Annotated in this window: 18 protein-coding genes and 1 pseudogene; 6 read left to right on the forward strand and 13 right to left on the reverse strand. The window is 65.4% G+C overall.

Annotation, left to right across the window (positions count from 1 at the left end):
* Positions 1 to 132: 132 nt before the first annotated feature.
* From peaD to peaA, 4 genes are read right to left on the reverse strand one after another with little or no spacing between them, the layout of a single operon-like run.
* Entirely contained in the window at positions 133 to 1,254 is a 1,122-nt protein-coding gene (gene peaD / locus AC0MAZ_RS17645) for a quinohemoprotein amine dehydrogenase subunit beta (protein WP_232857246.1), read from the reverse strand.
* Positions 1,255 to 1,273: 19 nt separating this feature from the next.
* On the reverse strand, positions 1,274 to 1,597 hold the full coding sequence (gene qhpC, locus AC0MAZ_RS17650) for a quinohemoprotein amine dehydrogenase subunit gamma (protein WP_050705338.1): 324 nt from the start codon (positions 1,595 to 1,597) through the stop codon (positions 1,274 to 1,276).
* Position 1,598: 1 nt separating this feature from the next.
* On the reverse strand, positions 1,599 to 3,029 hold the full coding sequence (gene peaB, locus AC0MAZ_RS17655; RefSeq protein ID WP_475858724.1) for a quinohemoprotein amine dehydrogenase maturation protein: 1,431 nt from the start codon (positions 3,027 to 3,029) through the stop codon (positions 1,599 to 1,601).
* Between the two features lie 36 nt (positions 3,030 to 3,065).
* On the reverse strand, positions 3,066 to 4,631 hold the full coding sequence (gene peaA, locus AC0MAZ_RS17660; RefSeq protein ID WP_475858725.1) for a quinohemoprotein amine dehydrogenase subunit alpha: 1,566 nt from the start codon (positions 4,629 to 4,631) through the stop codon (positions 3,066 to 3,068).
* Between the two features lie 502 nt (positions 4,632 to 5,133).
* On the opposite strand from peaA, the gene AC0MAZ_RS17665 reads away from it, so the two are divergent.
* Together AC0MAZ_RS17665 and AC0MAZ_RS17670 are read left to right on the forward strand one after the other, a co-directional pair.
* Entirely contained in the window at positions 5,134 to 6,627 is a 1,494-nt protein-coding gene (locus tag AC0MAZ_RS17665) for an aldehyde dehydrogenase family protein (RefSeq protein ID WP_475858726.1), read from the forward strand.
* A gap of 134 nt (positions 6,628 to 6,761) precedes the next feature.
* Entirely contained in the window at positions 6,762 to 8,075 is a 1,314-nt protein-coding gene (locus tag AC0MAZ_RS17670) for an alginate export family protein (RefSeq protein ID WP_475858727.1), read from the forward strand.
* A 125-nt stretch (positions 8,076 to 8,200) separates the two neighbouring features.
* Here AC0MAZ_RS17670 and qhpG read toward each other — a convergent pair whose 3' ends face one another.
* Genes qhpG through AC0MAZ_RS17690 form a run of 4 tightly spaced genes read right to left on the reverse strand, consistent with a single transcriptional unit; the run spans position 8,201 to position 13,803 of the window.
* Positions 8,201 to 9,499 carry a flavin-dependent monooxygenase QhpG gene (qhpG, locus tag AC0MAZ_RS17675; RefSeq protein ID WP_475858728.1) on the reverse strand — a complete coding sequence of 433 codons (1,299 nt, stop codon included), beginning with the start codon at positions 9,497 to 9,499 and terminating at the stop codon, positions 8,201 to 8,203.
* Positions 9,492 to 10,169, reverse strand: coding sequence for a subtilisin-like serine protease QhpE (qhpE, locus tag AC0MAZ_RS17680; protein WP_203652538.1), 678 nt, complete (start codon positions 10,167 to 10,169; stop codon positions 9,492 to 9,494). The genes qhpG and qhpE overlap by 8 nt, the downstream gene beginning before the upstream one ends.
* The gene (locus AC0MAZ_RS17685) at positions 10,159 to 11,886 is read right to left on the reverse strand and encodes an ABC transporter ATP-binding protein (RefSeq protein ID WP_475858729.1); all 1,728 of its coding nucleotides are present in this window, start codon (positions 11,884 to 11,886) and stop codon (positions 10,159 to 10,161) included. The genes qhpE and AC0MAZ_RS17685 overlap by 11 nt, the downstream gene beginning before the upstream one ends.
* 3 nt (positions 11,887 to 11,889) lie before the next feature.
* Positions 11,890 to 13,803, reverse strand: a complete 1,914-nt coding sequence (locus AC0MAZ_RS17690; RefSeq protein WP_475858730.1) for a sigma-54-dependent Fis family transcriptional regulator — start codon at positions 13,801 to 13,803, stop codon at positions 11,890 to 11,892.
* 185 nt (positions 13,804 to 13,988) lie between these two features.
* On the opposite strand from AC0MAZ_RS17690, the gene AC0MAZ_RS17695 reads away from it, so the two are divergent.
* From AC0MAZ_RS17695 to AC0MAZ_RS17710, 4 genes are all read left to right on the forward strand, one after another.
* A complete protein-coding gene (locus AC0MAZ_RS17695; protein ID WP_475858731.1) occupies positions 13,989 to 14,489 on the forward strand; it encodes a sigma-70 family RNA polymerase sigma factor in 501 nt (166 codons plus the stop codon).
* Between the two features lie 11 nt (positions 14,490 to 14,500).
* The gene (locus AC0MAZ_RS17700) at positions 14,501 to 15,436 is read left to right on the forward strand and encodes a FecR domain-containing protein (protein WP_475858732.1); all 936 of its coding nucleotides are present in this window, start codon (positions 14,501 to 14,503) and stop codon (positions 15,434 to 15,436) included.
* Between the two features lie 103 nt (positions 15,437 to 15,539).
* Positions 15,540 to 18,023 (forward strand): TonB-dependent siderophore receptor, encoded by a 2,484-nt coding sequence (locus tag AC0MAZ_RS17705; protein ID WP_475858733.1) that lies wholly within the window; start codon positions 15,540 to 15,542, stop codon positions 18,021 to 18,023.
* Between the two features lie 350 nt (positions 18,024 to 18,373).
* Positions 18,374 to 19,399 (forward strand): IS110 family RNA-guided transposase, encoded by a 1,026-nt coding sequence (locus AC0MAZ_RS17710; protein WP_475858338.1) that lies wholly within the window; start codon positions 18,374 to 18,376, stop codon positions 19,397 to 19,399.
* Between the two features lie 398 nt (positions 19,400 to 19,797).
* On the opposite strand, the gene AC0MAZ_RS17715 is transcribed toward AC0MAZ_RS17710, so the two are convergent.
* The 5 genes and pseudogenes from AC0MAZ_RS17715 to AC0MAZ_RS17735 all read right to left on the reverse strand — a co-directional run.
* Positions 19,798 to 20,727, reverse strand: coding sequence for an alpha/beta fold hydrolase (locus tag AC0MAZ_RS17715; RefSeq protein ID WP_475858734.1), 930 nt, complete (start codon positions 20,725 to 20,727; stop codon positions 19,798 to 19,800).
* A gap of 164 nt (positions 20,728 to 20,891) precedes the next feature.
* The gene (locus tag AC0MAZ_RS17720; RefSeq protein ID WP_475858735.1) at positions 20,892 to 21,179 is read right to left on the reverse strand and encodes a DUF3077 domain-containing protein; all 288 of its coding nucleotides are present in this window, start codon (positions 21,177 to 21,179) and stop codon (positions 20,892 to 20,894) included.
* A 143-nt stretch (positions 21,180 to 21,322) separates the two neighbouring features.
* Positions 21,323 to 21,580, reverse strand: a complete 258-nt coding sequence (locus tag AC0MAZ_RS17725; RefSeq protein WP_186712545.1) for a hypothetical protein — start codon at positions 21,578 to 21,580, stop codon at positions 21,323 to 21,325.
* A gap of 378 nt (positions 21,581 to 21,958) precedes the next feature.
* Positions 21,959 to 22,864: an alpha/beta fold hydrolase gene (locus tag AC0MAZ_RS17730; protein WP_232856073.1), complete on the reverse strand. Its 906-nt coding sequence runs from the start codon at positions 22,862 to 22,864 to the stop codon at positions 21,959 to 21,961.
* A 163-nt stretch (positions 22,865 to 23,027) separates the two neighbouring features.
* Positions 23,028 to 23,111: pseudogene (locus AC0MAZ_RS17735) on the reverse strand (DUF3077 domain-containing protein); the annotation flags it as partial.
* Positions 23,112 to 23,159: the final 48 nt, after the last annotated feature.

Here is a 23,159-nt window from a genome sequence, read left to right on the forward strand (position 1 = left end):
AGCGGCCTTGTGCCGCGAAAAGGCTGCAAAGCAGCCCCAATCTCGCTGTGACGCTGAAATCGCCGGGGGCGCTGCGCGCCCCTTTCGCGGCACAAGGCCGCTCCTACACGGGGATGTATATTTCCCGGTCCTCTAGCGAACGAACACCTGCGGCGTGGTGGTCGACATGTCGCCACCGGGCAGCTTGATGTTCTTCACCTTCTCCAGCGTGTTCGGGTCGAACACCGCCAGGTCGTTGAAGGTGCCGCCCAGATAGAGCTTGTCGCCGGCCTTGTCGAAGGTCACGCAGTAGTAGGTATGGTCGAGGTTGGCGGCCTTGACCAGTTTCTTCTGCTGGATGTCATAGCGGGCCAGGCGGTTGAGCACGCCGTACATCTGGTTCGGATCCTTGGGCGAGCGCAGGCCGGTGAAGTACAACTCGGTCAGTTCGGCGAACTCCTGGGTGTGGGCCTTGCCGGTCTTCAGGTCGATGCTCAGGTAGCCGTACAGCGGCTCGGCGGTGGCCGGGTCCTGCTTGGCATCCTTGAACTTCGCAATGGTGTAGAGCATCGAGAACTCATGCAACGAACTCTGGTGCGGCCAGAAGTACAGCACGTCGGGGGCGCTGTAGCCTGGGCGGTTCCAGCTGCGCAGTGGCAGCGCGATGCTGTACTGGCCGGTCTTGACGTCGAGCTTGTAGATGTCCGGCCCGGCCACGTACAGGCTGCCGTCGTCGGCGGCGCGCATCAGGTAGACCTGGCGCGGCATCGGGAAGCTGCGCACGGGCTTGGCGTCCAGGCCGTCGCTGGTGCGAAAAACCTCCAGGCGCGGCGGCTTGACCACGTAGTGGTCGTTCAGGCGCTGGCTCGGGTTGACCGTGGCGTAGACCTCCTTGCCGTCGGGGCTGATGGCGAAGGAGTACATGGCCTTGCCGACCTCGCCCGGCACGCTGGAGAGGTTGGCGTGGAAAGTGGTCTTGCAGCTGTCCAGGTCGATGCCGTAGATATCGGCGAAATGGTTGTTCAGCACGTAGGCGGTGCGGTTGTCCGGCGCCATCATCGCCGTGCCGGGGCCGAACGAATCGGGCATGCGGCAGGTCTTGTACAGGGTGTCGCTGGCCACCTCGACCACATGCAGGTTGTTCGGGTAGTTGGTGGCGATCAGGTATTCATGGCCGGCCTTCAAGGCCGGGCCTGCATCATCTGCCTGGGCCGCCCAGGCGCAGGCCGTGGCGGCAATGGTGAGCGCGAGCTGCGCGCAGAATCCAGCTTTCATGCGGTTTCCCCTTGTCGTTCTATTTGTCTTTCGGGAATACGGTGCCGAGGTTGCGCCAGTCTTCGGCGGAGTTGGTCGCCTGGGCGTTCCAGTCCTGGTAGGTGCTCATCATGTCCGGCACCTGGGCCGGCCACCAGCAAGGGTCGGAGCAGCCGTAGAGGTCGGCCTCCATCGGCTGGCACAGCGAGCTGACGCCGCCGAAGGCGTCCACTTCCCAGCCCGGGTCGGTGGTGGCGGTGCAGCCGGCCACGGCGCTCATGGCCAGCACTTCGTCGACGCGGTCTTCGGCGGCGGCCTGTTCGAGGATGCGCGCCTTGTTGTTCAGCGGTTTGAGGTGCTTCATGTCAATGCGCCTTCCTGGGAGTGATGTAGCGATCGATGAAGGCCGGGTTGGCGGCCAGGATGCGGCTGTAGACCTCGATACCGAAGTCGACCCAGTCGCGCATCAGCTCGCAGTAGTGGTAGGTCGGGTGCTGCGGATCGCCATAGCGGGCGTAGCTCTCGTGGTAGCAACCACCGGAGCACAGGTTGCGGATGCGGCAGCTGTCGCAGCCGGTGCCGCTGCGGTCCAGGCGCTGCGAGAGAAAATCATTGAGCTGCGCCTGTTTCACGCCCTGGTGCACGTTGCCGAAGGTCGGCAGGCTGGAGCCGGTAAAACGGTGGCACAGGTTCAGCTCGCCCTCGTGATCGACCGCCAGCATCTTCAGCCCGGCGCCGCACGGTAGGGCCTTCTTGTGGCCCTCGTGGATATCGGTGATCAGCTGGTGCAGGTTGGAGAAACCGATGTTGCGATGCTCCAGCGCCGCCTCCAGGTAACGCCGGCCCAGGGCCTTCATGTTGGCGAACACCTGCACCAGCTCGTCGCCGGTGAGGTTGTAGTCGGCCATGTCGCCGGAGGTCACCGGGGCGAAACCGACCTCGGCGAAACCCAGTTCGTTGAACAGGTGGTTCCAGATGGTCTCGATATCGGTGATGCCACGGGTCAGGGTGACCCGCGCGCCCACCGGCCGGCTGCGGTAGCGCGACAGCAGCATGTCGGCCTTGCGCCGCACCACGTCGTAGGTGCCCTGCCCGCCCACGGTGATGCGGTTGCGGTCGTGCACGGTCTTGGGCCCGTCGATGCTGACCGACAAACCGAAACGGTGAGCGTCGAGCCAGTCGACGACTTCCTCGGTCAGCAAGGTGGCGTTGGTGGTCATGATGAACTCGACCTGCTTGCCCACCTCGGCGAAGCGCCGCTCGCAGTAAGCCACCATGTGCTCGATCAGCGCCCGGTTGGACAGCGGCTCGCCACCGAAGAACACCACGCTGTAGCGCTGCTCGTCGGGCGACTCCTTGAGCAGCATCTCCACCGAGGCCTCGGCGGTGGCCGTGTTCATCTTGCGCCCGGCCGAAGGCTTGTCGAGGTCTTCCTTGTAGCAGTAGGTGCAGCTCAGGTTGCAGCCGGTGTTGACGTTGAGCACCACGGTGTTCAGCGCCGTGCGCTCGACCTGTTTCAGGGCGATCTCCGGGGTCAGCGGCGAGCCGTCGCTGACCACTTCCAGGGCGATCAGCTCGCGCAGGGTTTCCTCGATGTCCTGTCCGGAAAACTGCTGGCCGAGGCGTTGCATCAGCTCCTCGGCGGAGCAGCCCTGGCGGCGCAGGGCGTCGATGATGCCGCCGGTCACCGCGTCGGCGGCGAACAGCGAACTGCTGGGGATATGGAACAGCATGCGGTCGGCATCCACCTGCACTTCGTGCAGGTTGCGTTCGACCAGGTTCAGTAGTGCGCCCATGGCGACCTCCCGGGATTCGATGCGTCAGGTTGATGCCTATGGCAGTGGCGGATTGTTCCAGCGTTGCACGGTGACGATCATGTGACCCTCGCCCTGCTGGCCGCCGTCGGCGAGGGTGGCGATCACCTTCAGGTTGCCGGCGTTGTTGGTCATCATCTTGCGCGCCGGGTTGGGCCCTGCCCCGCCCGGCACGAACACGCCGTCGGCCTGCATCTGCCCGGCGAACTTGACGTCTTCGTCCTCGACCGCCCGTTCGTTGAACGGTTCGACTTTCCAGGTGGCCGGCAGATAGCCGATGCGCAGCGGCTGGCCGCTGGCGTCCTTGCCCCAGGCCTCGGCCTCGAAGCGGCCCTGGACCTTGGGCACCGAGGCGCCGTTCTCGCCGATGCGGGCAATGGAGAATGCCGGCACCACCTTGACCTCCTCGACCTTGTCGTACACCGCCAGTTGCACGCCCTTGAGCGCGCCCACCGCGACCTCGCGCTGGCCAGCGGCGGCGTCCCTGGCGGCACGTGCCTTGACCCGGATCAGCGTCGGCGTCGACTCAAGCACCTCGGTCACCTCGACGCCCGCGCCCAGGTCGGGCTTGCCGGACAGGTCGCTGCCCACCAGGCTGATCTCGCTGTCGCCGCCGGCCTTGATGAACGCCGGCTGCACCGCCAGCAGACGGCCCTGGCCGGCCTTGGCGGCGCTGAAGTCCAGGCCGCGCTCGTCATGCTCGGCCTCGAACATGCGGCCCTTCATCTGGCCTTCGATGGCGGCGAACACCTGGCGCAGGTTGGCTTCGCCGACCTTGACGTTGCCGCGCCACTCATAGCCGTTGTAGAGGATCGCCGAGCCGCTGCCGTTGAACGGCGTGCCATCGGCATAGGCGCCCTTGAGTTCGACCTTGAAGATGTCGCCCTGCTCGGCGCTGACCGTCATCACCCCGCGCACGTCGCCCTTGGCCAGCATGTGGCCGCTGAACGCCCATTGCCCGGCCAGGACCTTGGACTCGGGCCGCGCCTTGAGCCACTCGGCCCAGGCCGGATTGTCGAGGGGGAAGCGCTTGGCCAGGTCCGGCACCATCTGCTTGAGGGCGATGTCCAGCCAGTCGCGGTCGCGGGCCTGGGCCTGGTACTCGAGGGACGGCCACTGGCCGAGGTGGAAGTTGACCAGGTGTTCCCATTCCTTGGCCGGACGCCGCTGCAGGACGACCCGGGCGCCGGAGTGGCAGCGGCCGCACATCTGGCTGAGCTGATCGTCGAAGTGCTCGACGGTGTTCAGCCGCCGCTCCATGGCGTAGCGCACGCCCTCGGTCTCGCTGGGCGCCAGGCCCTGCTTGTCGGCCAGGTACTTGACCAGGGTGCGACGGTCGTCGTCGCTGATCGAAAGGCCATGCATCACCTGCATGCGGGCGATGCTCATCAGCCAGCCTTCCGGGGTCTTGCGCTGGTGGCTGATGCGGCTGTAGCTGTCGTTGCCTTCGGGGATATGGCAACCCATGCACTTGTTCTGCAACAGGCTCGGGCCCTGCTCGGCCGCCATGGCCTGGGCGGCCAGCAGTGCGGTGGCGACCAGCGCCAGTGTGCCCGCCTGCCGCCGGAGTCGAGTCGTCTTCAAGGTCAGACCTCCACGGTGTTGTTCTTATCGTTATTCGCACGCTTGGGTACAGCGGTGTGCATGTGACAGTTGCGATACAGGAAGTGTGCCAGTTGCAGCAAAAATGTTTTGGATCAGTGAGTTACCTTGGTTTTGCGGGTAGGGGCCAGCGTTTGGGATTGTAGGTGAACGTCCCATTTCGCGACTGGGTGTTTCACCTTGAGACAGTTGCCGGGGCTGCTTCGCAGCCCTTTCGCGGCACAAGGCCGCTCCTACACAGGAGACCGCGATCCCCTGTAGGAGCGGCCTTGTGCCGCGAAAGGGCCGCACAGCGGCCCCAGCACCCGTGAATGTGTGTCACACGACGTCTCACCCGATCTCAATATGCAACAGACCAACCCTGATTCTATTCACTCCCAATCCGGCAAAAGCCACCACTAGCTGGGCCTACCCGCCATCCGAGTCCTTTGGCACGCCCATTGCCCCAGCCCTGGTCACAACCATGACAAGAGGCACCGCCCCCATGCATTCCGAACTGCCGATCCTCCCCGCCACACGCGACTTCCTCGCACGCAAGCTCAGGATGCGCATCGGCGCCGACTGGCAGGACGCCGCCAGCGGTCGCACCATGACCTTGCGCAACCCGGCCACCGGCGAGGTCCTCGGCGAGGTGCCCGCGGCCGAGGCCCAGGACGTGGACCGCGCCGTGCAGGCCGCGCGCCAGGCCTTCGACAACTCGGCCTGGAGCCGCACACGCCCGCGTGAACGGCAGTACCTGCTGTGGCGCCTGGCCGACCTGATGCAGCGCGATGCCCGGGAGCTGGCCGAGCTGGAATGCCTGAACAACGGCAAGAGCGCCGCCGTGGCCCAGGTGATGGACGTGCAACTGGCCATCGATTTTCTGCGCTACATGGCCGGCTGGGCCACCAAGCTCGAAGGCAGCACGGTCGAGCCCTCGCTGCCGCTGATGCCCGACGATGAGTTCCACGGCTTCATCCGCCGCGAAGCGGTCGGCGTGGTCGGTGCCATCGTCGCCTGGAACTTCCCGCTGCTGCTGGCCTGCTGGAAGCTCGGTCCGGCCCTGGCCACCGGCTGCACCGTGGTCCTCAAGCCTGCCGACGAAACCCCGCTGACCGCGCTGAAGCTCGCCGAGCTGGTGAGCGAGGCCGGCTACCCGGATGGCGTGTTCAATGTGATCACCGGCACCGGGCTGAACGCCGGCGCCGCCCTGAGCCGCCACCCGGGCGTGGACAAGCTGACCTTCACCGGCTCCACCGAGGTCGGCAAGCTGATCGGCAAGGCCGCCATGGACAACATGACCCGCGTCACCCTGGAGCTGGGCGGCAAGTCGCCGACCATCGTCCTGCCCGACGCCAACCTGCAGGAAGCCGCCGCCGGCGCCGCCACCGCGATCTTCTTCAACCAGGGCCAGGTGTGCTGCGCCGGTTCCCGGCTGTACGTGCACCGCAAGCACTTCGACAACGTGGTGGCCGATATCGCCGGCATCGCCAACGCCATGAAGCTGGGCAACGGCCTGGACCCGACCGTGCAGATGGGGCCGCTGATCTCGGCCAAGCAGCAGGACCGGGTCACCGGCTACATCGACCTGGGCCGCGAGCTGGGCGCGACCATCGCCTGCGGCGGCGAAGGCTTCGGCCCGGGCTACTTCGTCAAGCCGACGGTGATCGTCGATGTCGACCAGCGCCACCGCCTGGTGCAGGAGGAGATCTTCGGCCCGGTGCTGGTGGCTATGCCGTTCGACGACCTCGACGAGGTGGTGCGCATGGCCAACGACAACCCCTACGGGCTGGGCGCGAGCATCTGGTCCAACGACCTCGCCGCGGTGCACCGGATGATCCCGCGGATCAAGTCCGGGTCGGTGTGGGTGAACTGCCACAGCGCACTGGACCCGGCGCTGCCGTTTGGCGGCTACAAGCTCTCCGGCGTCGGCCGCGAGATGGGCGCGGCGGCGATCGAGCACTACACCGAGCTGAAGTCGGTGTTGATCAGGCTCTGAGTCTTCCTGCACTGGCCTCTTCGCGGGTAAACCCGCTCCCACAGGATTCGCTCGATCCCTGTGGGAGCGGGTTTACCCGCGAAGAGGCCGGAACAGCCCCTACAGAACACACAATAAAAACATGGAGCACAACCATGACGCACAAGCTCGCCTGCACATTGGCCCTGTTGCTGGCCTCGCCCCTCACCCAGGCCCATGAACTCTACAACAACGCCGGCACCACCCTGGACGCCAACCTCGAAGCCCTGTTCGGCGTCTTCCACAGCGACGAAAGCTTCGACCAGTTCGGCAACCGCCAGCCCGGCAGCAGCAACTGGCGCGAGGGCTACGTCAAGTACGGCCTGAGCGCCAGCCAGGCCCTGGCCGACAGCGGCACGCTGTACGGCGCCTTCAGCCTGCTCAGCTCGGCCACCTGGGGCGATGGTGACGCCGCCGGTTTCACCCTCGGCAACGAGCGTCGCACCGGCATCGAGGACGCCTACCTCGGCTGGCGCTCGGGCAACCTGTTCCCGGCCCTCGGCGAGGATGGCATCGACCTCTCCGGCGGCCGCCAGGTCATCACCCTCGGCGACGGCTTCCTGATCCAGGGCGACCCGGTCAATGCCGGCAATGTCGACCTGGGCGCCAATTTCGACCGTGGCGGCGCCTACTACCTGGCGGCGCGCAAGGCCTTCGACCGCACCGCCGTGCTGCGCCTGGGCGGCAAGCAAGGCTGGCGTGGCGACCTGATGTGGCTCAAATCAGACAACCCGTTCCAGGCCGACACCGCCATGGCGGTGGCCAACCTCGAACATGTCAGCGATGCGGGCACCGTGGGCCTGAGCTGGATCCACGGCCTGGATGTCGACCGCCGCTACGCCGAGATCCTCGGCCTGGAACACCGCGACGGCATGGATACGGTGAGCCTGCGCGGGCGCGGCAACCTGGGGGTGAAGGACCTGGAGCTGGCCGCCGAATACGTCACCCAGGACCGCACCGGCGGACGCGAAAACGCCTGGTACCTGGAGGGCAACTGGACGTTCTCCGAGCTGCCCTGGGCGCCCACCGCCACCTACCGCTACAGCCGCTTCTCGGAGCATTTCGACCCGCTGTTCTATGGCCTGAGCCGAGGCTACGGCACCTGGTTCCAGGGCGAAGTGGCGGCCAACTACGCCGGGCCCTTCAACAGCAACACCCAGGTGCACCATGTGGCGCTCAAGGCCACGCCGCGGGAGGGCCTGACCGTGGGGGCGCTGTACTTCGACTTCGACACGCTCAAGACCGACCAGGGTAACCTGGGTGGGCGCGAGGTGGACCTGTATGTGGAGTGGATGGTCGACGAGCACTGGCTGATCAGCCCGCTGGTGGGGTTCTATACCCCGCAGCGCAGTGCGCAGGATGGCGGCGTGCAGTTGGGTGGCCGGGATAGGGGGACCTATCTGCAACTGGTGGTCGGGACCTTCTTCTGATTCCAGATTATGGGGCCGCTGCGCGGCCCTTTTCGCGGCACAAGGCCGCTCCTACACAGGAGACCGCGATCCTCTGTAGGAGCGGCCTTGTGCCGCGAAAAGGGCTGCGCAGCAGCCCCACAGTCTCAAGGACACCCCTGCTCCAACAACCACCGCCGCACCATCATCTGCTGCTGTGCAGGCCGATCACGCAACAACGCCTGCAGCGACAGCCCCGCCTGCACCCCACGGACCACGGGCGCCAACTCAACCCCTTGCAAGTGCCACACCCCCAACGGCTGGTCTGCCGTCACCACCACCTCGGCCTCCTCCACGAAGCCATTACGCAACACCGGCCGACGCTCCACCGTCACAGCGCTCCAGGCGGCCTGGGCATGGATCGGCTGCGTATCCGGCCATTCGCGGCGCGCAGCCCAGAACGCGGCCGTCGCCCGCGACTGCTCCTGATCGTGGAAATCCCGGCCAATACGGGCAAAGCGCAGGAACAGCTGCTCAATCCGTTCCTGGTGAAAGCGCAGCGCCTGGGCCGCGTGCTCAGGCCGCTGCAACAAGGTGTTGATCACCGCCGGCGCCTGCAAGGCCGATGACAACGACTGGAAGATCCCGTTACCCGACAGCGGGTCTACCGCCATCGCCGCATCCCCCACTCGCAGCCAATCATCGCCTGCGCAGGTGCCGGCCAGGATCGCGGTGCTGCTACGGGCATGCACCTGCGCAGGGGCGAAGGCCTGCTCGCCGAACAGTTGCTCCACCAGCGCCGAACCACGCCGACGCTCGGCACAGTATTCGGGCAAGGCCGCCTTGCCCGGCAGCTGTGCCGCCGTCGCATCCAGCGTCACCTGCCAGTAGCAGCGGCCATCGGCCAGTCGCGCCATCCAGGCCCAGCCGTCGTCCAGGCTCTCCACCGCCGAGGCCGGCGTGCCGGGCGCTGCCTGCCAGAGGTTGAGCAGGCTGACGGTCTCCGGTCCGCGCAGGCGACCTTCGCTCAACGGCGCCTGGCGACCACGGGCCTCGACCAGGAAGTTACCGTGCAAGGTGCGACCGTCGTCCAGGTGTAACCGGTACCCCTGCCCCCGCGCCACCTCGCGCACACGCCCTTCGACCAGCTCGACACCGGCGCGGCGCAGGTCGTCGCGCAGGGCCTGGTCGAAACGCTGGCGATCGAGCAGGCATTCCTGGTTCGGTTGCAGCCGCTCGCCGTTCCAGTGCACCTGACGCGCGGCCGGCGTGGTGGCCTCGGCCAGGGCGGCGCCCAGGCCGGCATGACGCAGGCCCTCCAGCACCCGCTGCGACACGCCTTCCACCGCGGCGAAGCGGCGCCAGTCGGACACCACCGTGACGGCATAGCCCATCCGCCGCAGCCCCAGCGCCGTGGCTGCGCCGGCAGGTCCGGCACCGAGTATCAGGATGCTCGATTCAGACATTGATCAGCCCCTTGCGCTCAGGGCCGGCAAACGCCGCGTGGGTTTTCAGCCACCGCAACAGCGCCTCCCGGGTCATGCCGGGCTCCTCGCGCAGCAGGGCCGCCACCCGGCCGCTGAATGCGGCGCAGGCCAGGCTGGCTCCTGCCCCGCCATCGCTGCCGACCGCCGCGCCGAAATCGGCCTGGGCCGTGTCCAGCCACGACCACTGCCCGGCAGCGCAGCGGGCATCGCCGGTCACGCGGATGACCCCGGGGTAGCTGGCCGGGTACACCGGCTCGCCCCGCGCCGGGCTGGAGGCGCACAGCAGCACCCCGGCGGCCACGGCCTCGGCGCAGGCCTGGCGCAACACCGGGCGGTCCTGGCGCAGGCCCAGGCTCAGGTTGACCACGCTCGCGCCGGCCTCCACCAGCCACAACAGACCAGCCGCCACCTGCAAGGCACTGGTGCTGCCCTGCCCGGCGAACACCTGGGCCAGCAGCACGGGCTGGGCGCCGGACTCGGCGCGCAGCCGCGCCAGCACGGCGCTGCCATGGCCCAGGGCGTCCGGCAGCGGGTCACCCTCGCGCAACATGCCCTCTTCGAGCCAGAAGCGACGCGCATCCAGCAGGCCGGCCGCCTGCTCCGGCGAGCAGCCGCTGTCGATCACGCCGATGCACGGTTCAGCGGCCATGGTCGGCGGGCTCCTTGCTGCGCAACTGTCCGTCCAGCAGTTCTAGGTGCAGGTCGGCATCGGCGAGGGTCGAGGCGCGGTGGCTGATGAGAATCCGCGTGCGCCCGGCGAACAGCTGGTCAATGGCGGCGATCACCTCGCGCTCGGTGGCTTCATCCACCGCCGAGGTGGCTTCGTCCAGCACCAGGATCGCCGGTTGCTGCAGCAGCGCCCGGGCGATGGCGATGCGTTGCTTCTGCCCACCGGACAGCTGCTGGCCACGCTCGCCCAGCAAGCCGTCGAGCCCCAGCGGCAGGCTCTGCACCAGGCTCTCCAGACGGGTCAGGCGCACCACCCGCTCGAGGTCGTCACGGCTGGCCTGGGGCGTGCTGTAAGCCAGGTTCTGCGCCAGGGTGCCGCGAAACAGCACGATGTCCTGGCTGACCACGGCGATGCGTCGCCGCAGGGCCTGCAGGTCGAGCTCGCGCAGGTCGACGCCATCGAGCAGGATGCGCCCGCCATCGGGGTCGTAGAAGCGTTGCAGCAGGTCGATCAGCGTCGACTTGCCGACGCCGGAGGCGCCACTGATGGCGACCTTGGCCCCGGCCGGCAGACTGGCATCGACCTTGTCCAGCACCTTGCCCTGGCGCCCGTCGTGGGCGAAGCTCACCGCCTCCAGGCGCAGCTCGCCGGGCCCCTGCGGCATGGGCTTGGGATCATCCGCCTCGCGCACCGCGACCGCCTCCTGCTTGAGCTCCATCACCCGGGCCAGGCTCACGGCCATCCGCTGCACCGCCACGTACAGACCCAGCAGGCTCTGCACCGGGCCGACGGCCATGCCCATGTAGGTGGAGAACGCGATCAGCGCACCCAGCTGCCAGGTCCCCTGGATCACCCACCAGCCGCCGACCAGGAATGCGCACGCCCGGCACCAGGAGGTCAGGGTGCCGGGCACCGCCTGGGTGAAGAACTCGGTGACCTGCACCTTGAGCAACTGCCCCATGTAGCCCTGGCCCAGCCGGTCGAGGCGTTCGGCCTCGCGCTGCTGTTGGCCGGCGGCCTGGATGAACTTCATCGCCGGCAGCGTCTCGACCAGGAACGACGACACGTCCGCCGAGCGCTCGCGCAGGCTGCGCACCTCGCGCTCGACCTTGCGCCGCATCCAGCGCAGCCACAGCACCTCGATCGGAATCAGCAGCGCCAGCAGCAGCGACAGCTGCCAGGACAGCATCAGCATCAGGGCCACGGCGCCGACCAGGCCGATCAGCGCCGACACCGCCGAGAACAGCGAGTCCACGGCAAACCGCTGGATCTCGGCGACATCGCCGTCCAGCCGCGACAGGATGTCGCCGGTGCGCCGCCGGCCGTAGAAGGTCGGCGACAGCCGTTGCAGGTGGCGGTACAGGTCATCGCGCAGGGCGAACAGGATGCGCCCGGACAGCCGTGTATGCAGGTAGCGGTTGACCCCGGCCAGCACGGTGCCGAGCAGGCCGGCGACGATCATGATTGCCGCCATGTGCCAGAGGGTCTGGTAGTCCTTGGCCAGCAACCCCTCGTCGATCAGCGTCTTGACCAGCCAGGGTTGCGCCAGGGCCAGCAGCGAGGCGCCCAGGGACAGCGCCAGCAGCACGCCGATGGCGCAACGGTGTGGACGCACGAAGCCATACAACCAGGCCAGCGCCTGACGCATCAGCGCCGGGTCGCTGGATTCGATCAGCCGGGAAAACAGTCCGCCCATGGCTCAACCACGCAACTGCTTGAGCTTGCGGTACAGCGTCGCGCGGCTGATGCCCAGGGCCTCGGCCGCGGCCGAGACATTGCCCTGATGGCGGGCCAGGGCAGCGCGGATCAGCTCCAGCTCGTTGTCGCGCAGGCTGCCGGACGGCGCGGCGCCGCTGGCCAGTTCATCGAGCAGGCAGTCGGTGAGATGGTCGAGGGTCAGCACCTGCTCGCCCTCCTCGCGCATCGCCAGGGCGGTGCGCACCACCATTTCCAACTGGCGGATGTTGCCCGGCCAGTCGAAGTTCTCCAGCAGCGCCACCAATGGTGCATCGAGGCTGACGCCCCTGGCCCCGGACTTGTCCAGCAGGCCCTGGATGAGTGTCGCCAGGTCGTCGCGCTCGCGCAGTGCCGGCAGTCGCAGGGATACGCCGTTGACCCGGTAGTAGAGGTCTTCGCGGAACTGCTGGTCGGCGACCAGGCGCTTGAGATCGCGGTGGGTGGCGCAGATCAGCGCCACATCGATGTCCTGCTCCTCGCCGGCCCCCAGCGGCGCCACCCGGCGCTCCTGCAGGACACGCAACAGGCGCGCCTGCAAGGCCAGAGGCATGTCGCCGATCTCGTCGAGGAACAGCGTGCCGCCATGGGCCTGCATCAGCCGCCCGACCATGCCGCCACGGCGCGAGCCGGTGAAGGCGCCCTCGCGGTAACCGAACAGCTCGGACTCGATCAGGCCCTCGGGAATCGCCGCGCAGTTGACCGCCACGAACGGCTTGTCGGCCCGCGGGCCGGCCTGGTGCAGGGCACGGGCGGCGACTTCCTTGCCGGTACCGGTTTCGCCCAACAGCAGCACCGGCAAGCCATTGGCCAGGCCCTGGCGGGCCATGCGCAAGGCTCGGGCCAGGCGGGCATCGCCGCCGGCCAGGGCCTCCAGAGCCTGGGCCTTGGCCGGCTCAGCCGGCTTGGTGGTGGACGCCGGACCACTGATGCGGCCATGCCGTGGCAACTGCAAGGCGCGGAAGAAGAATTCGCCCTTGGCGGTCTGCACGCTGCTGACACCGCCCTGCCACAGGCGGGCGATGAATGCTGGCGAGCGCTCGCCCAGCAGGTCGCTGCTGCGCCGCCCAAGCAGCGCCTGGCGCGACATCTGCAGCAGCTGGCAGGCGTTGTCGTTGGCCGCCAGCACCTCGCCTTCCAGGCTCAGCGCCAGCAGGCCCTGCCAGGCACTGGCCAGGTACTGCGGCCGACTATGGAAGGCCAGCACCAGGTGCTCGGGGTGATACAGCCCGAACAACCGGCTTTCGATATTGCCGGCGGCCAGCAGCAGCGTGGAGAGGCTGTCCTGGGGCTGGGCCATGACGCCTTCACGGGTCACATCAAGCACACCGATCACTTCGCCACGCGGATCGCGCAGGGGCACCGAAGTGCAGGAGAACGGGCTGAGCCGGTCCAGGTAGTGCTCGCCGCAGTTGATCAGGGTCGGCTGGCCCTCGACCACCGCCGTGCCGATGGCGTTGGTGCCGCGCAGGGCCTCGCTCCAGCAGCTGCCCGGGTGCAGGTCGCGCAGGCCCTCGCGCTCAAGTGTCTGCTTCTGGCCCTCGATGGCCAGCACGTTGGCCTGGGCGTCGCCGAGGATGACGATGCCGCTCTTGCCCTGGCGCTTGACCAGGTAATCCAGTTCGGGGGTGACCGCGTCGATCAGCAGGCGGTTGTGCTCCAGCAGCGCACGCAGGTCCAGGCCATGGCGGATGCCCAGGCCTACCTGCTCGCCCTGCAGGCAGTCCAGGCCGTGGCCGAGGCTGCGGCGCCAGGAGGCGTCGATCTCGTCACGCAGCATGCCGGAGGGCAGCTCGCCTTCACTGGCCAGCTTCAGGCGGACCAGGCGGGATTGCTGCAGCGGGTCGTTGGCGTTTGTTGTTGGAAGTTGTCGCGCCATTGCGTGCTCCAGGGGTGCCCCGCTCAGGCGGGGCAATGGGCATCGGTTTTTTCGGCAGTGTGCGTCAGAATTCGTTGGCAGTCATCTAGTACGCGCAAGCCACGCCAGCAGCCGTGGACCTTGCAATCCCCCCGCCGCACCGAGACAATGCGAGCAATTACCATTTACATCATGGATCCCGCTCTATGTCGACGCTCGACCGCTCGGCGCTGCACCAGCTGTACAGCGAGAACAACGGCTGGTTGAAAAGCTGGTTGCGCGCGCGCCTGGGCAATACCGCCGATGCGTCCGACCTGGCCCACGACACTTTCCTGCGGGTCATGACCGCCCGCAACCAGGCGCCCATCCGCGAGCCGCGCAGCTACCTCAGCGCCATCGCCCGCGCACTGCTGATCGACAAGGTTCGCCGCCGCGCCATCGAGCAGGCCTACTTGCAAGCCCTGGCCCTGCGCCCGGAGCCGGTCGAGGTATCGCCGGAGATTAGCCTGTCGATCATCGAGATGCTGGTAGCGGTCGATGCAATGCTCGACGAGCTCGGCCCCAGGACCCGCGACATCTTCCTCGCGGTGCAACTGGAAGGGCTGACCTATGCGGCGGTCGCCGAACGCTTCGACGTCTCGGTGACCACGGTGAAGAACCATCTGATCCGGGCCATGACCCGCTGCCTGCTGGTGGTCGAGAGCTGAGGGCCCGGGCTATGGATATGAAGACACTCGAAGCGGCCGCGACCTGGTACGTGCAGCTCAATGACGGTGATGCCGACGTTGCACGGACCCGGGCCTGGCAGGCGTGGCTGGCAGCAAGCCCGGCGCATGCCGAAGCCTGGACGCGGGTGGAAAAGCTCCAGCAGCAGTGGGCTATGGTGCCGCGCCAGGCCGCGCTGTCGGGTTTGGGCGCGGCCCAGGCGCAGCGCCGCGAGGTGCTGAAAGTACTGGGCATGCTGCTGGCCGTCGGCGGCGGCAGCTGGCTGGCCAGCGAACAGGTGCCCTACAGCGCCCTCCTCGCCCAGCAGCGCACCGGCAGCGGCGAACGGCGCTCGCTGCGCCTGGAGGATGGCTCGCAGCTGGAGCTGAACGTCGACACCGCGCTGGATGTGCGTTTCGATACGCAGGTACGGGCGATCCAACTTTATCGCGGCGAGATCCTGGTCAGCACCGCCAGCGACCCCGCCCGGCGCCCGTTCATCGTGCACACCGACAACGGCAGCGTGCGGGCGCTGGGTACGCGGTTCAGTGTGCGGCAGCTAGCGGAGCAGACACGGGTCGGTGTGTTGCAGTCGGCCGTCGAGATTCGGCCCAAGCACCATCTCGACCAGGTGCTGCGCCTGGACGCAGGGCAACAGGCCGGTTTTGACCGCGACACATTTGCCCGCGCCCACCCCCTGCCCGCCGACTCGACGGCCTGGGTCCAGGGCATGCTCAGCGTCAACGACTGGCGCCTGGGTGACTTCATCGACGAGCTGGGCCGCTACCGAAGCGGGGTGCTGCGTTGCGCCCCGGCCATTCGCGGCATGAGCATTTCCGGCTCGTTCCGTATCGACGACACCGATATCGCCCTGGCGAACCTGCCCAAATCCCTGCCGGTGAAGGTGCGCTACCTGAGTCGCTACTGGGTCAGCGTGGAGCCTGCCTGAGCGAAAAAAGTTTTCCGCAATCTTGCTGATTTCGATTCTCGTCCGTCCATGACACAAGCCGCGACGACAGCGACTTTCCGCCATGACACGCAAGGATCACCCAATGCCCGCTCCCCACCCCACCGCCCGCCTGCACCTGGCCATCCGCCGGTTCGCCTTCGGCCTGTCCCTCGCCTCCGTGCCCTGCGCGTTGTTCGCGCCGGCCCATGCCATGGCCAGCAGCCAGAACACCTACCATATCGCCGCCGGCCCCCTGGGCAACGCCATTACCCAGTTCGGTGTGCAAGCGGGAGTGACCATCTCGTTCGACACCGAGCAGACCCGCCACCTCAGCACCGCCGGGCTCGACGGCAGCTACAGCGTCGAGGAAGGCCTGCTGCGCCTGCTCGCCAGCAGCGGGCTGCAAGCCCAGCGCCAGGGCAACGGCGGCTATGTGCTGGTACCGGCCGACAATGGCGCGGCGATGGAACTGGGGCCGTTGACCATCGACGCCAACCGCCTCGATGCCACCAGCGAGGGCACCCAGTCCTACGCCGCGCGCGCGGTGACCATCGGCAAAGGCGTGCACAGCCTCAAGGAAACGCCGCAGTCGGTCACCGTGATGACCCGCAAGATGCTCGACGACCAGAACCTCAATACCCTGGAGCAGGTGCTGGACAAGACCCCCGGCATCACCGTCTACGACTCGCCCATGGGCGGCAAGTACTTCTATTCCCGTGGCTTCAACCTCGACGGCCAGTACCAGTACGACGGCGTACCGCTGGATGTGGGCGGCAACTACGTGCAGGCCAACAGCTTCTCCAGCGACATGGCCTTCTATGACCGGGTCGAGATCCTCAAGGGCGCGGCCGGCATGATGAAGGGCTCAGGCTCCTCCGCCGGCGGCGTCAACTTCGTGCGCAAGCGCGGCCAGGACAAGGCCCACACCACGCTGACCCTGTCCGCCGGCACCTGGGACAACTACCGAGGCCAGGTGGACGTCGGCGGCCCGCTGAACGAATCGGGCACCGTGCGCGGCCGCGTCGTGGCGACCCTGCAGGATCGTCAGTATTTCTACGACAACGCCAAGCGCCAGGACCAGGTGCTGTACGGCGCCCTCGACTGGGACGTGACGCCCGACACAACCCTGGGCGTGGGCCTTGCCTATGAAGACGTCGACGCCTCGCCGTGCTATACCGGCCTGCCCCGTTATGCCGACGGCAGCGATCTGAAGCTGTCGCGCTCCACCTGCCTGGGCGCCACCTGGAATGACCAGCAGAGCCAGCGCATCACCGGCTTCGCCGACCTCAAGCATCGCTTCAACGACGACTGGACGCTGAACTTCGCCTCGGTCTACACCCACAACAACCAGAACATCGAATACGGCTATTCCGAGGGCGCGGTGCCGGTCGGCGCCAGCAGCGCCGGAATGCGCCGTATTGTCGGCCGGTTCGATTACGACCAGGACGACTACGGCTTCGATAGCTACGTCGACGGCAAGTTCGAGGCGTTCGGCCTCGAGCACGAGCTGATCGTGGGCGCCAACGCCAGTCGGCAGAAGACCCACGACTACTTCGCGCTGATGCCGCTCGGCGGCACCCAGAACCCCTTCGACCCGTCAGGGGCCTTCCCCCACCCGTCCAAGGACCAATTCCTGGCCAACCCCAGCCGTGGCGGCAGCGCGCCCAGCGACTCCACCACCAGCCAGTACGGCACCTACGCCACCCTGCGCCTGAAGCTGGCCGAGCCGCTGACCCTGGTGCTCGGCACGCGGGTGAGCTGGTACCGCAACCAGAGCGACTCCTACACCCAGGCCTGGGATTACTGGGTACACAACCGCAGCCAGGAAAACGGCCAGGTCACGCCCTTCGCCGCGGTGCTCTATGACCTCAACGATGAGTGGACCGCCTACGCCAGCTACGCCGATATCTTCCAGCCGCAGAGCAACCTGGTGAATGCCCAGGGCCAGGCCCTGCAACCCAAGACCGGCGCCAACTACGAGCTGGGCATCAAGGGCGAACTGTTCGGCGGCGCGCTCAACACCGCCTTCAACCTGTTCCGCACGGTCGAAGAGCACCGCGCCGAAACCGACTACGCCGCCACCTGCATGGGCTCGGGCGACCAGTACTGCTACACCGATAGCGGCAAGGTCCGCGCCCAGGGCTTCGAGGCCGAGGTCAGCGGCTCGCCCATCGAGCGCCTGGAACTGCTGGCGGGCTACACCTACACCCAGACCAAGTACCTGAGCACCATCAACCAGACCGACCCGACCGAGCTCAACTTTACCTCCAGCTTCATCCCGCGGCACATGCTCAAGGTCTGGGGCGACTACCAGCTCGACGGCGCGCTCGAGCGCTGGACGGTCGGTGCCGGGGTTTCCAGCCAGAGCGACAACTTCCGCCGCCAGGGCAACCTGAGCATCGAGCAAGCGGGCTACACCCTGTGGAGCGGCCGCGTGCAGTACCGCCTCGACGAGCACTGGAGCCTGGCGTTGAACGGCAACAACCTGTTGGACAAGCGCTATTACGCGACCATCGGGGCTGCTGGCTGGGGCAACCACTACGGTGAGCCGCGTAACTTCATGGTGACGCTCAAGGGGAGTTTCTGATGGGGGCAGGATCGGCGTTCTAAGCGCCGGGGCTTTCAGGGTGTTCGCCGCGAAGGCTTCTGCGCCCATGAGATCGAGCGCCGCCCGCGCGGCGCATCGCGACGCAAGGCCGCTCCTACATCTGTTTCGGGCCAGTCAATCCTGTGCCATCACCGGGTCCGCCTTGTTGGTAAGGCGCGGTTTCAGCATGGGCACCACTGCCGCTCCACCTGTCTCAAGACAGGCACCAAGGCGGGCAACCATGGCCTGACAGGTTCGGCACGTTGCAACAAATAATGAAATGGCTACCCCCGCCCCACCCTGTGTCAGCCCTCTAAGCTTTCACAGGGTGCCTATCGGAGTGCAACGCCATGAACACTGTCGCCATCATCGCCATCGACCTGGGAAAGTTGAGCTTCCATGTACACGCTCAGGATGATCGGGGTCATGAGCTCTATCACCGCAGGTTCAACCGTGAGTCACTCATCCGCCACCTTGCCAATCTTGCGCCCTGCACGGTGGCGATGGAGGCCTGTGGTGGCTCTCATTTCATGGCGCGAGAGGTGACGAGACAGGGTCATACGCCCAAACTTATTCCCGCACAGTTCGTTCGCCCCTACGTGAAAAGCAACAAGAATGACTTTGCCGATGCTGCCGCTATCGGTGAGGCGGCAACCCGCGATCAGATGCGCTTCGTGCCTCCCAAAACCGAGGCCCAGCAGGCGCTGGCGATGCTCAATTCACTGCGCGACAGCTTCATCAGAGACCGTACTGCCACCATGAACCGCATCCACGCTTATTTGCTCGAGGTGGGGGTCAGTTTGGCACCCACCTTCAAGGCGGTCCGGGAGCTCCCCATTCTGCTGGACGACAGTACCTTCTCACCGTTGATCAAGAAGCTGTTGCTGGACCTACATGCCCACTTCCGCTATCTCGATGATCGGATCAAGGCTCTGGACAAGGAAGTGCATAGCCAGGCCGTTAGCGATGATCTTGCTTCCCGTTTGATGTCGATACCTTGTATTGGCCCGATCACCGCTACCGCCCTGGCTGCGGAATTGGGTGATGGTAAGCAGTTCCGCTGTGGGCGAAATTATTCAGCCTCCATAGGCCTGGTTCCCAGGCAGCACACGACAGGCGGCAAACCTTGCCTGGGGCGAATCAGCAAGCGGGGCGACGGCAATCAGCGACGACTGCTGATCCAGTGCGCGAGGGTCTATCTGATTGGGCTGGAGCGCAAAACCGGCAAGCTGGCGGACTGGGTACGTGGCTTGCTACGTGTTCACCACCCCAACCTGGTGGTGTGCGCTATCGCCAACAAACTGGCCCGAATCGCCTGGGCCATCACGGCACACCACAGCGAATTTAATGCAGGGTCAAGCGCCATGAACGCTTGACCCTGCAGACACACGAGTAACAACCCACCTGGTTTTGCGATGCTGCACACAGATGACGTGAACGGTATACCGGCCTGGCGATCAACCTGAGCTCCTACTCGGCTTCAGAAGCCGAACAAATATCTAGGCTCGTCGGGCGCGATTTTCATCGAGGCGCGGGACCAACCTCCCACACGACGCCGTATAGATTGACGCAAACCAAACTCACGCACATCTCAGTACAGTATTGCAGAAATGGGGGTAACCATAGATGTAGGAGCGGCCTTGCGTCGCGATGCGCCGCGCGGGCGGCGCTCGATCTCATGGGCGCTGCAAGGCTTGCGGCGAACACCTCGAGGCCCTCAATCGGTCAGTAGCCCTCGCAGCCAAAGACCTTGAGAGGGCGGCACGCCAACGACTCATTGCCCGCGCTCTGCTCCCGGATTGAGGAAGGTCACAACAGCACTGGCAAACCGCTCCGGTTGATCGAGCATGACGAAATGAAAACTGTCATCGATGCGGGTGAAATGGATATCAGGTGTCGAGGCATAGGCCCGACGGAACGTTGCATCGACGCTGGATGCAGGCACGCCGTAAAAAGCGTCGTATGCATACACGACTTCGACCGGCGCGCTGATACGACCGAGTTCAGGACGCAGATCAGTGACCATCAACTCATACACCGCATCCGCCACAGTCTTGCGATCTGAACTGATCCCCGCAGAAACCAGCCCTGGCCTGACCGCCTCGGTCTTGGCGAGTCGGGCGATGGATGCCTTCTGCATCGCTTCGCTCTGCTCCGGCGATGCAGCCAACAGCGAACTACGCATTGCTGCAGCCTGCCCGCTAGCAGTTTCGCTGGTGGCCGAAGGATCGATCAGCAACGTATAGAACGGCAACGCGTCGACGATCATCAAGCGACCAACCTGATCGGGATAGCGAGCCCCCAGCATCAATGCAACCTCTCCCCCCAACGAGTGACCGATGATCACGGGGGCCTCGATATGCTGGGTGCGAATGTAATCAGCAATTGCCTCGGCCACTGGAGCGACCACTGTCCCTTCGCTATCGGTCACCGCAGGCGAACCGGCGAAGCCTGCGAGCTGCACGAGGTGAAGGCGGTGGTTCTGGCGTAAGCGAGTGGCAAGGTCAGCCCATACCTCGCGGGACGATGCCAGCCCCGGAATCAGGATCACATCCCTGCCCGCGCCTTCGACCTGTACCGAGATACGCTGCTGGTCAGCGTGCCCTAGTGGCGAAGACGGAGGCTGGTTGGATGACGCCGATAGCGATGCAGACATCAGCGACAAAGTGGTCCCGACTGTCGCAAGGATCATTGCGATACGCATCGGATTCCCCTCTCCAGGCGATATGTTGCTTGTTTCATTGGCCACTCCTTTGACAGATGAGAGCTAGGCACTATACGGACTTGTCGCCACGATTGAAGGTGTTGAGGACATTCGAGTGTGGTCTGGGGCGGTGGGGTTGCCCGCCCCAGACCGCCGTGTCTGCTTCACACCTTCTTCAAAATCCCCATATGCGCATCATCCATCAGTGCCTTGGCCATATCGCTCAGGTAGTGCGATGCCCAGACCAACACCGGTTCGTTGTCCATCACACCGATGAAGGACGCCCGACGGGCGCTGTCGAGCAAAACGGAAGCCTGCTCCATGGCATGGCTTGCACAGTTGCCGGGCTCGACACGGAACAGGCGCGTGCCTTTGGTGGCACCTTCCAGGCAGGTGCAACTGCCGACGGTCCAGCCGAGCTGGCCGTGGTCTGCTGGGGTTTCGTTGTCCATTTGCGAAATCCTCTCTCGTGGAAAAGCCATAACTCATTGATTTAGCTAGCCCCTGTAGGAGCGGCCTTGCGCCGCGAAAGTGCTGCGCAGCGGCCCCGACAATCTTGATTGCGGCGCGGAACCTGGGGCCTGTGGCAGCTCTATCAGTGCAATGTGTATGACGGCGGTCGCGCACTCATCTGGAGCTGAGCCAGTGCCGACTCCAGCAGCATGCGGGTGGCATCAAGCTCGTGCATCATCGTCAGCATCACCAGAGTGGCCGGTGATTTCGGCAGGTGGCTGAACGACTGATGGGCGACGGCCAGTGCGCACATGACGTACTCGGTGGCCTGGACGAGGGTGTCTTCAAGGAGATGAGGGGATTCAGCGGACGGGGGTGGATCTGGGACGATCTTCAACATGACTTCATACTCGACGTTCATGAATGATCAACCAGACACCCATTCACCTGCAGGAGGATGGGTGGCGGCTACGTGCGGGTCTGCAAGTCCGGGGAACATCGAGCGATAACCCGGCCGGCCCGAGGGCCAACCGCACGTAGCCACCATTGAGCACAGCCACTGGAAAACGCCAGCGACTCGAAGGTGAGTACAGTTCGATGTTCAGACGGACTTGCAGGCCCGGTCGTTGATTTGGCAACGACCCAGCGAGACTAGCCGCCAGTTCGAGGGCGCAACAGTGGGCGAAGCATGCTTCGGAAATGGACTACTCGAAATAGGGAAAATCTGATTCATCCCTGTAGGACGCACCAACAAATCATTGGCCGGGCTCCGCACTGCTTACTTTTTGAGGAAGGTTTCTACAACGCTGGCAAACCGTTCCGGTTGATCGAGCATGACGAAATGAAAACTGTCATCGATGCGGGTGAAATGGATATCAGGTGTCGAGGCATAGGCCCGACGGAACGTTGCATCGACGCTGGATGCAGGCACACCGTAAAAATCGTCGTATGCATAAACGACTTCGACCGGCGCGCTGATGCGACCGAGTTCGGGACGCAGATCAGTGATCATCAACTCATACACTGCATCCGCCACGGTCTTGCGATCAGAGCTGATCCCCGCAGAAACCACCCCTGGCCTGACCGCCTCGGTCTTGGCGAGTCGGGCGATGGATGCCTTCTGCATCGCTTCGCTCTGCTCCGGCGATGCCGACAAGAGCGAACTACGCATTGCTGCCGCCTGCGCCGTAGCGGTTTCGCTGGTGGCCGAAGGGTCAATCAGCAACGTATAGAACGGCAACGCATCGACGATCATCAAGCGCCCAACCTGATCGGGATGACGAGCCCCCAGCATCAATGCAACCTCTCCCCCCAGTGAGTGACCGATGATCACGGGTGCCTCTATATGCTGGGTGCGGATGTAGTCAGCAATTGCCTCGGCCACCGGAGCGACCACTTTCCCTTCGCTATCGGACACCGCAGGCAAACCGGCAAAGCCTGCGAGCTGCACAAGGTGAAGACGGTGGTTCTGGCGTAACCGAGCGGCAAGGTCAGCCCATACCTCGCGAGACGATGCCAGCCCCGGAATCAGGATCACATCCCTGCCCTCGCCTTCGACCTGGACCGAGATACGCTGCTGATCAGTGTGTAACGGAGACGAAGGCTGGCCGGGTGACGCCGACAGCGACGCCGACATCAACGACAAGGTAGTCCCGACTGCCGCGAGGATCGTTGCGATACGCATCAGATTCCCCTCTCCGGGCGATGTGCTGCTTGTTTCATGGCCACTCCTTTGACTGATGACAGCTAGGCACTATACGGGCTTGTCGCCACGATAAAAGGTGTTGAGGGCATTCGAGTGTGGTCCGGGTCGGTTCGGCTGACCACCCAGACCACCGGGGTCTGTTTCACACCTTCTTCAACATCCCCATATGCGCATCATCCATCAATGCCTTGGCCATATCGCTCAGGTAGTGCGATGCCCAGACCAGCACCGGTTCATTGTCCATTTGCGAAATCCTCTCTCGTGGAAAAGCCAT

This window comes from Pseudomonas sp. A (genome assembly GCF_056270345.1).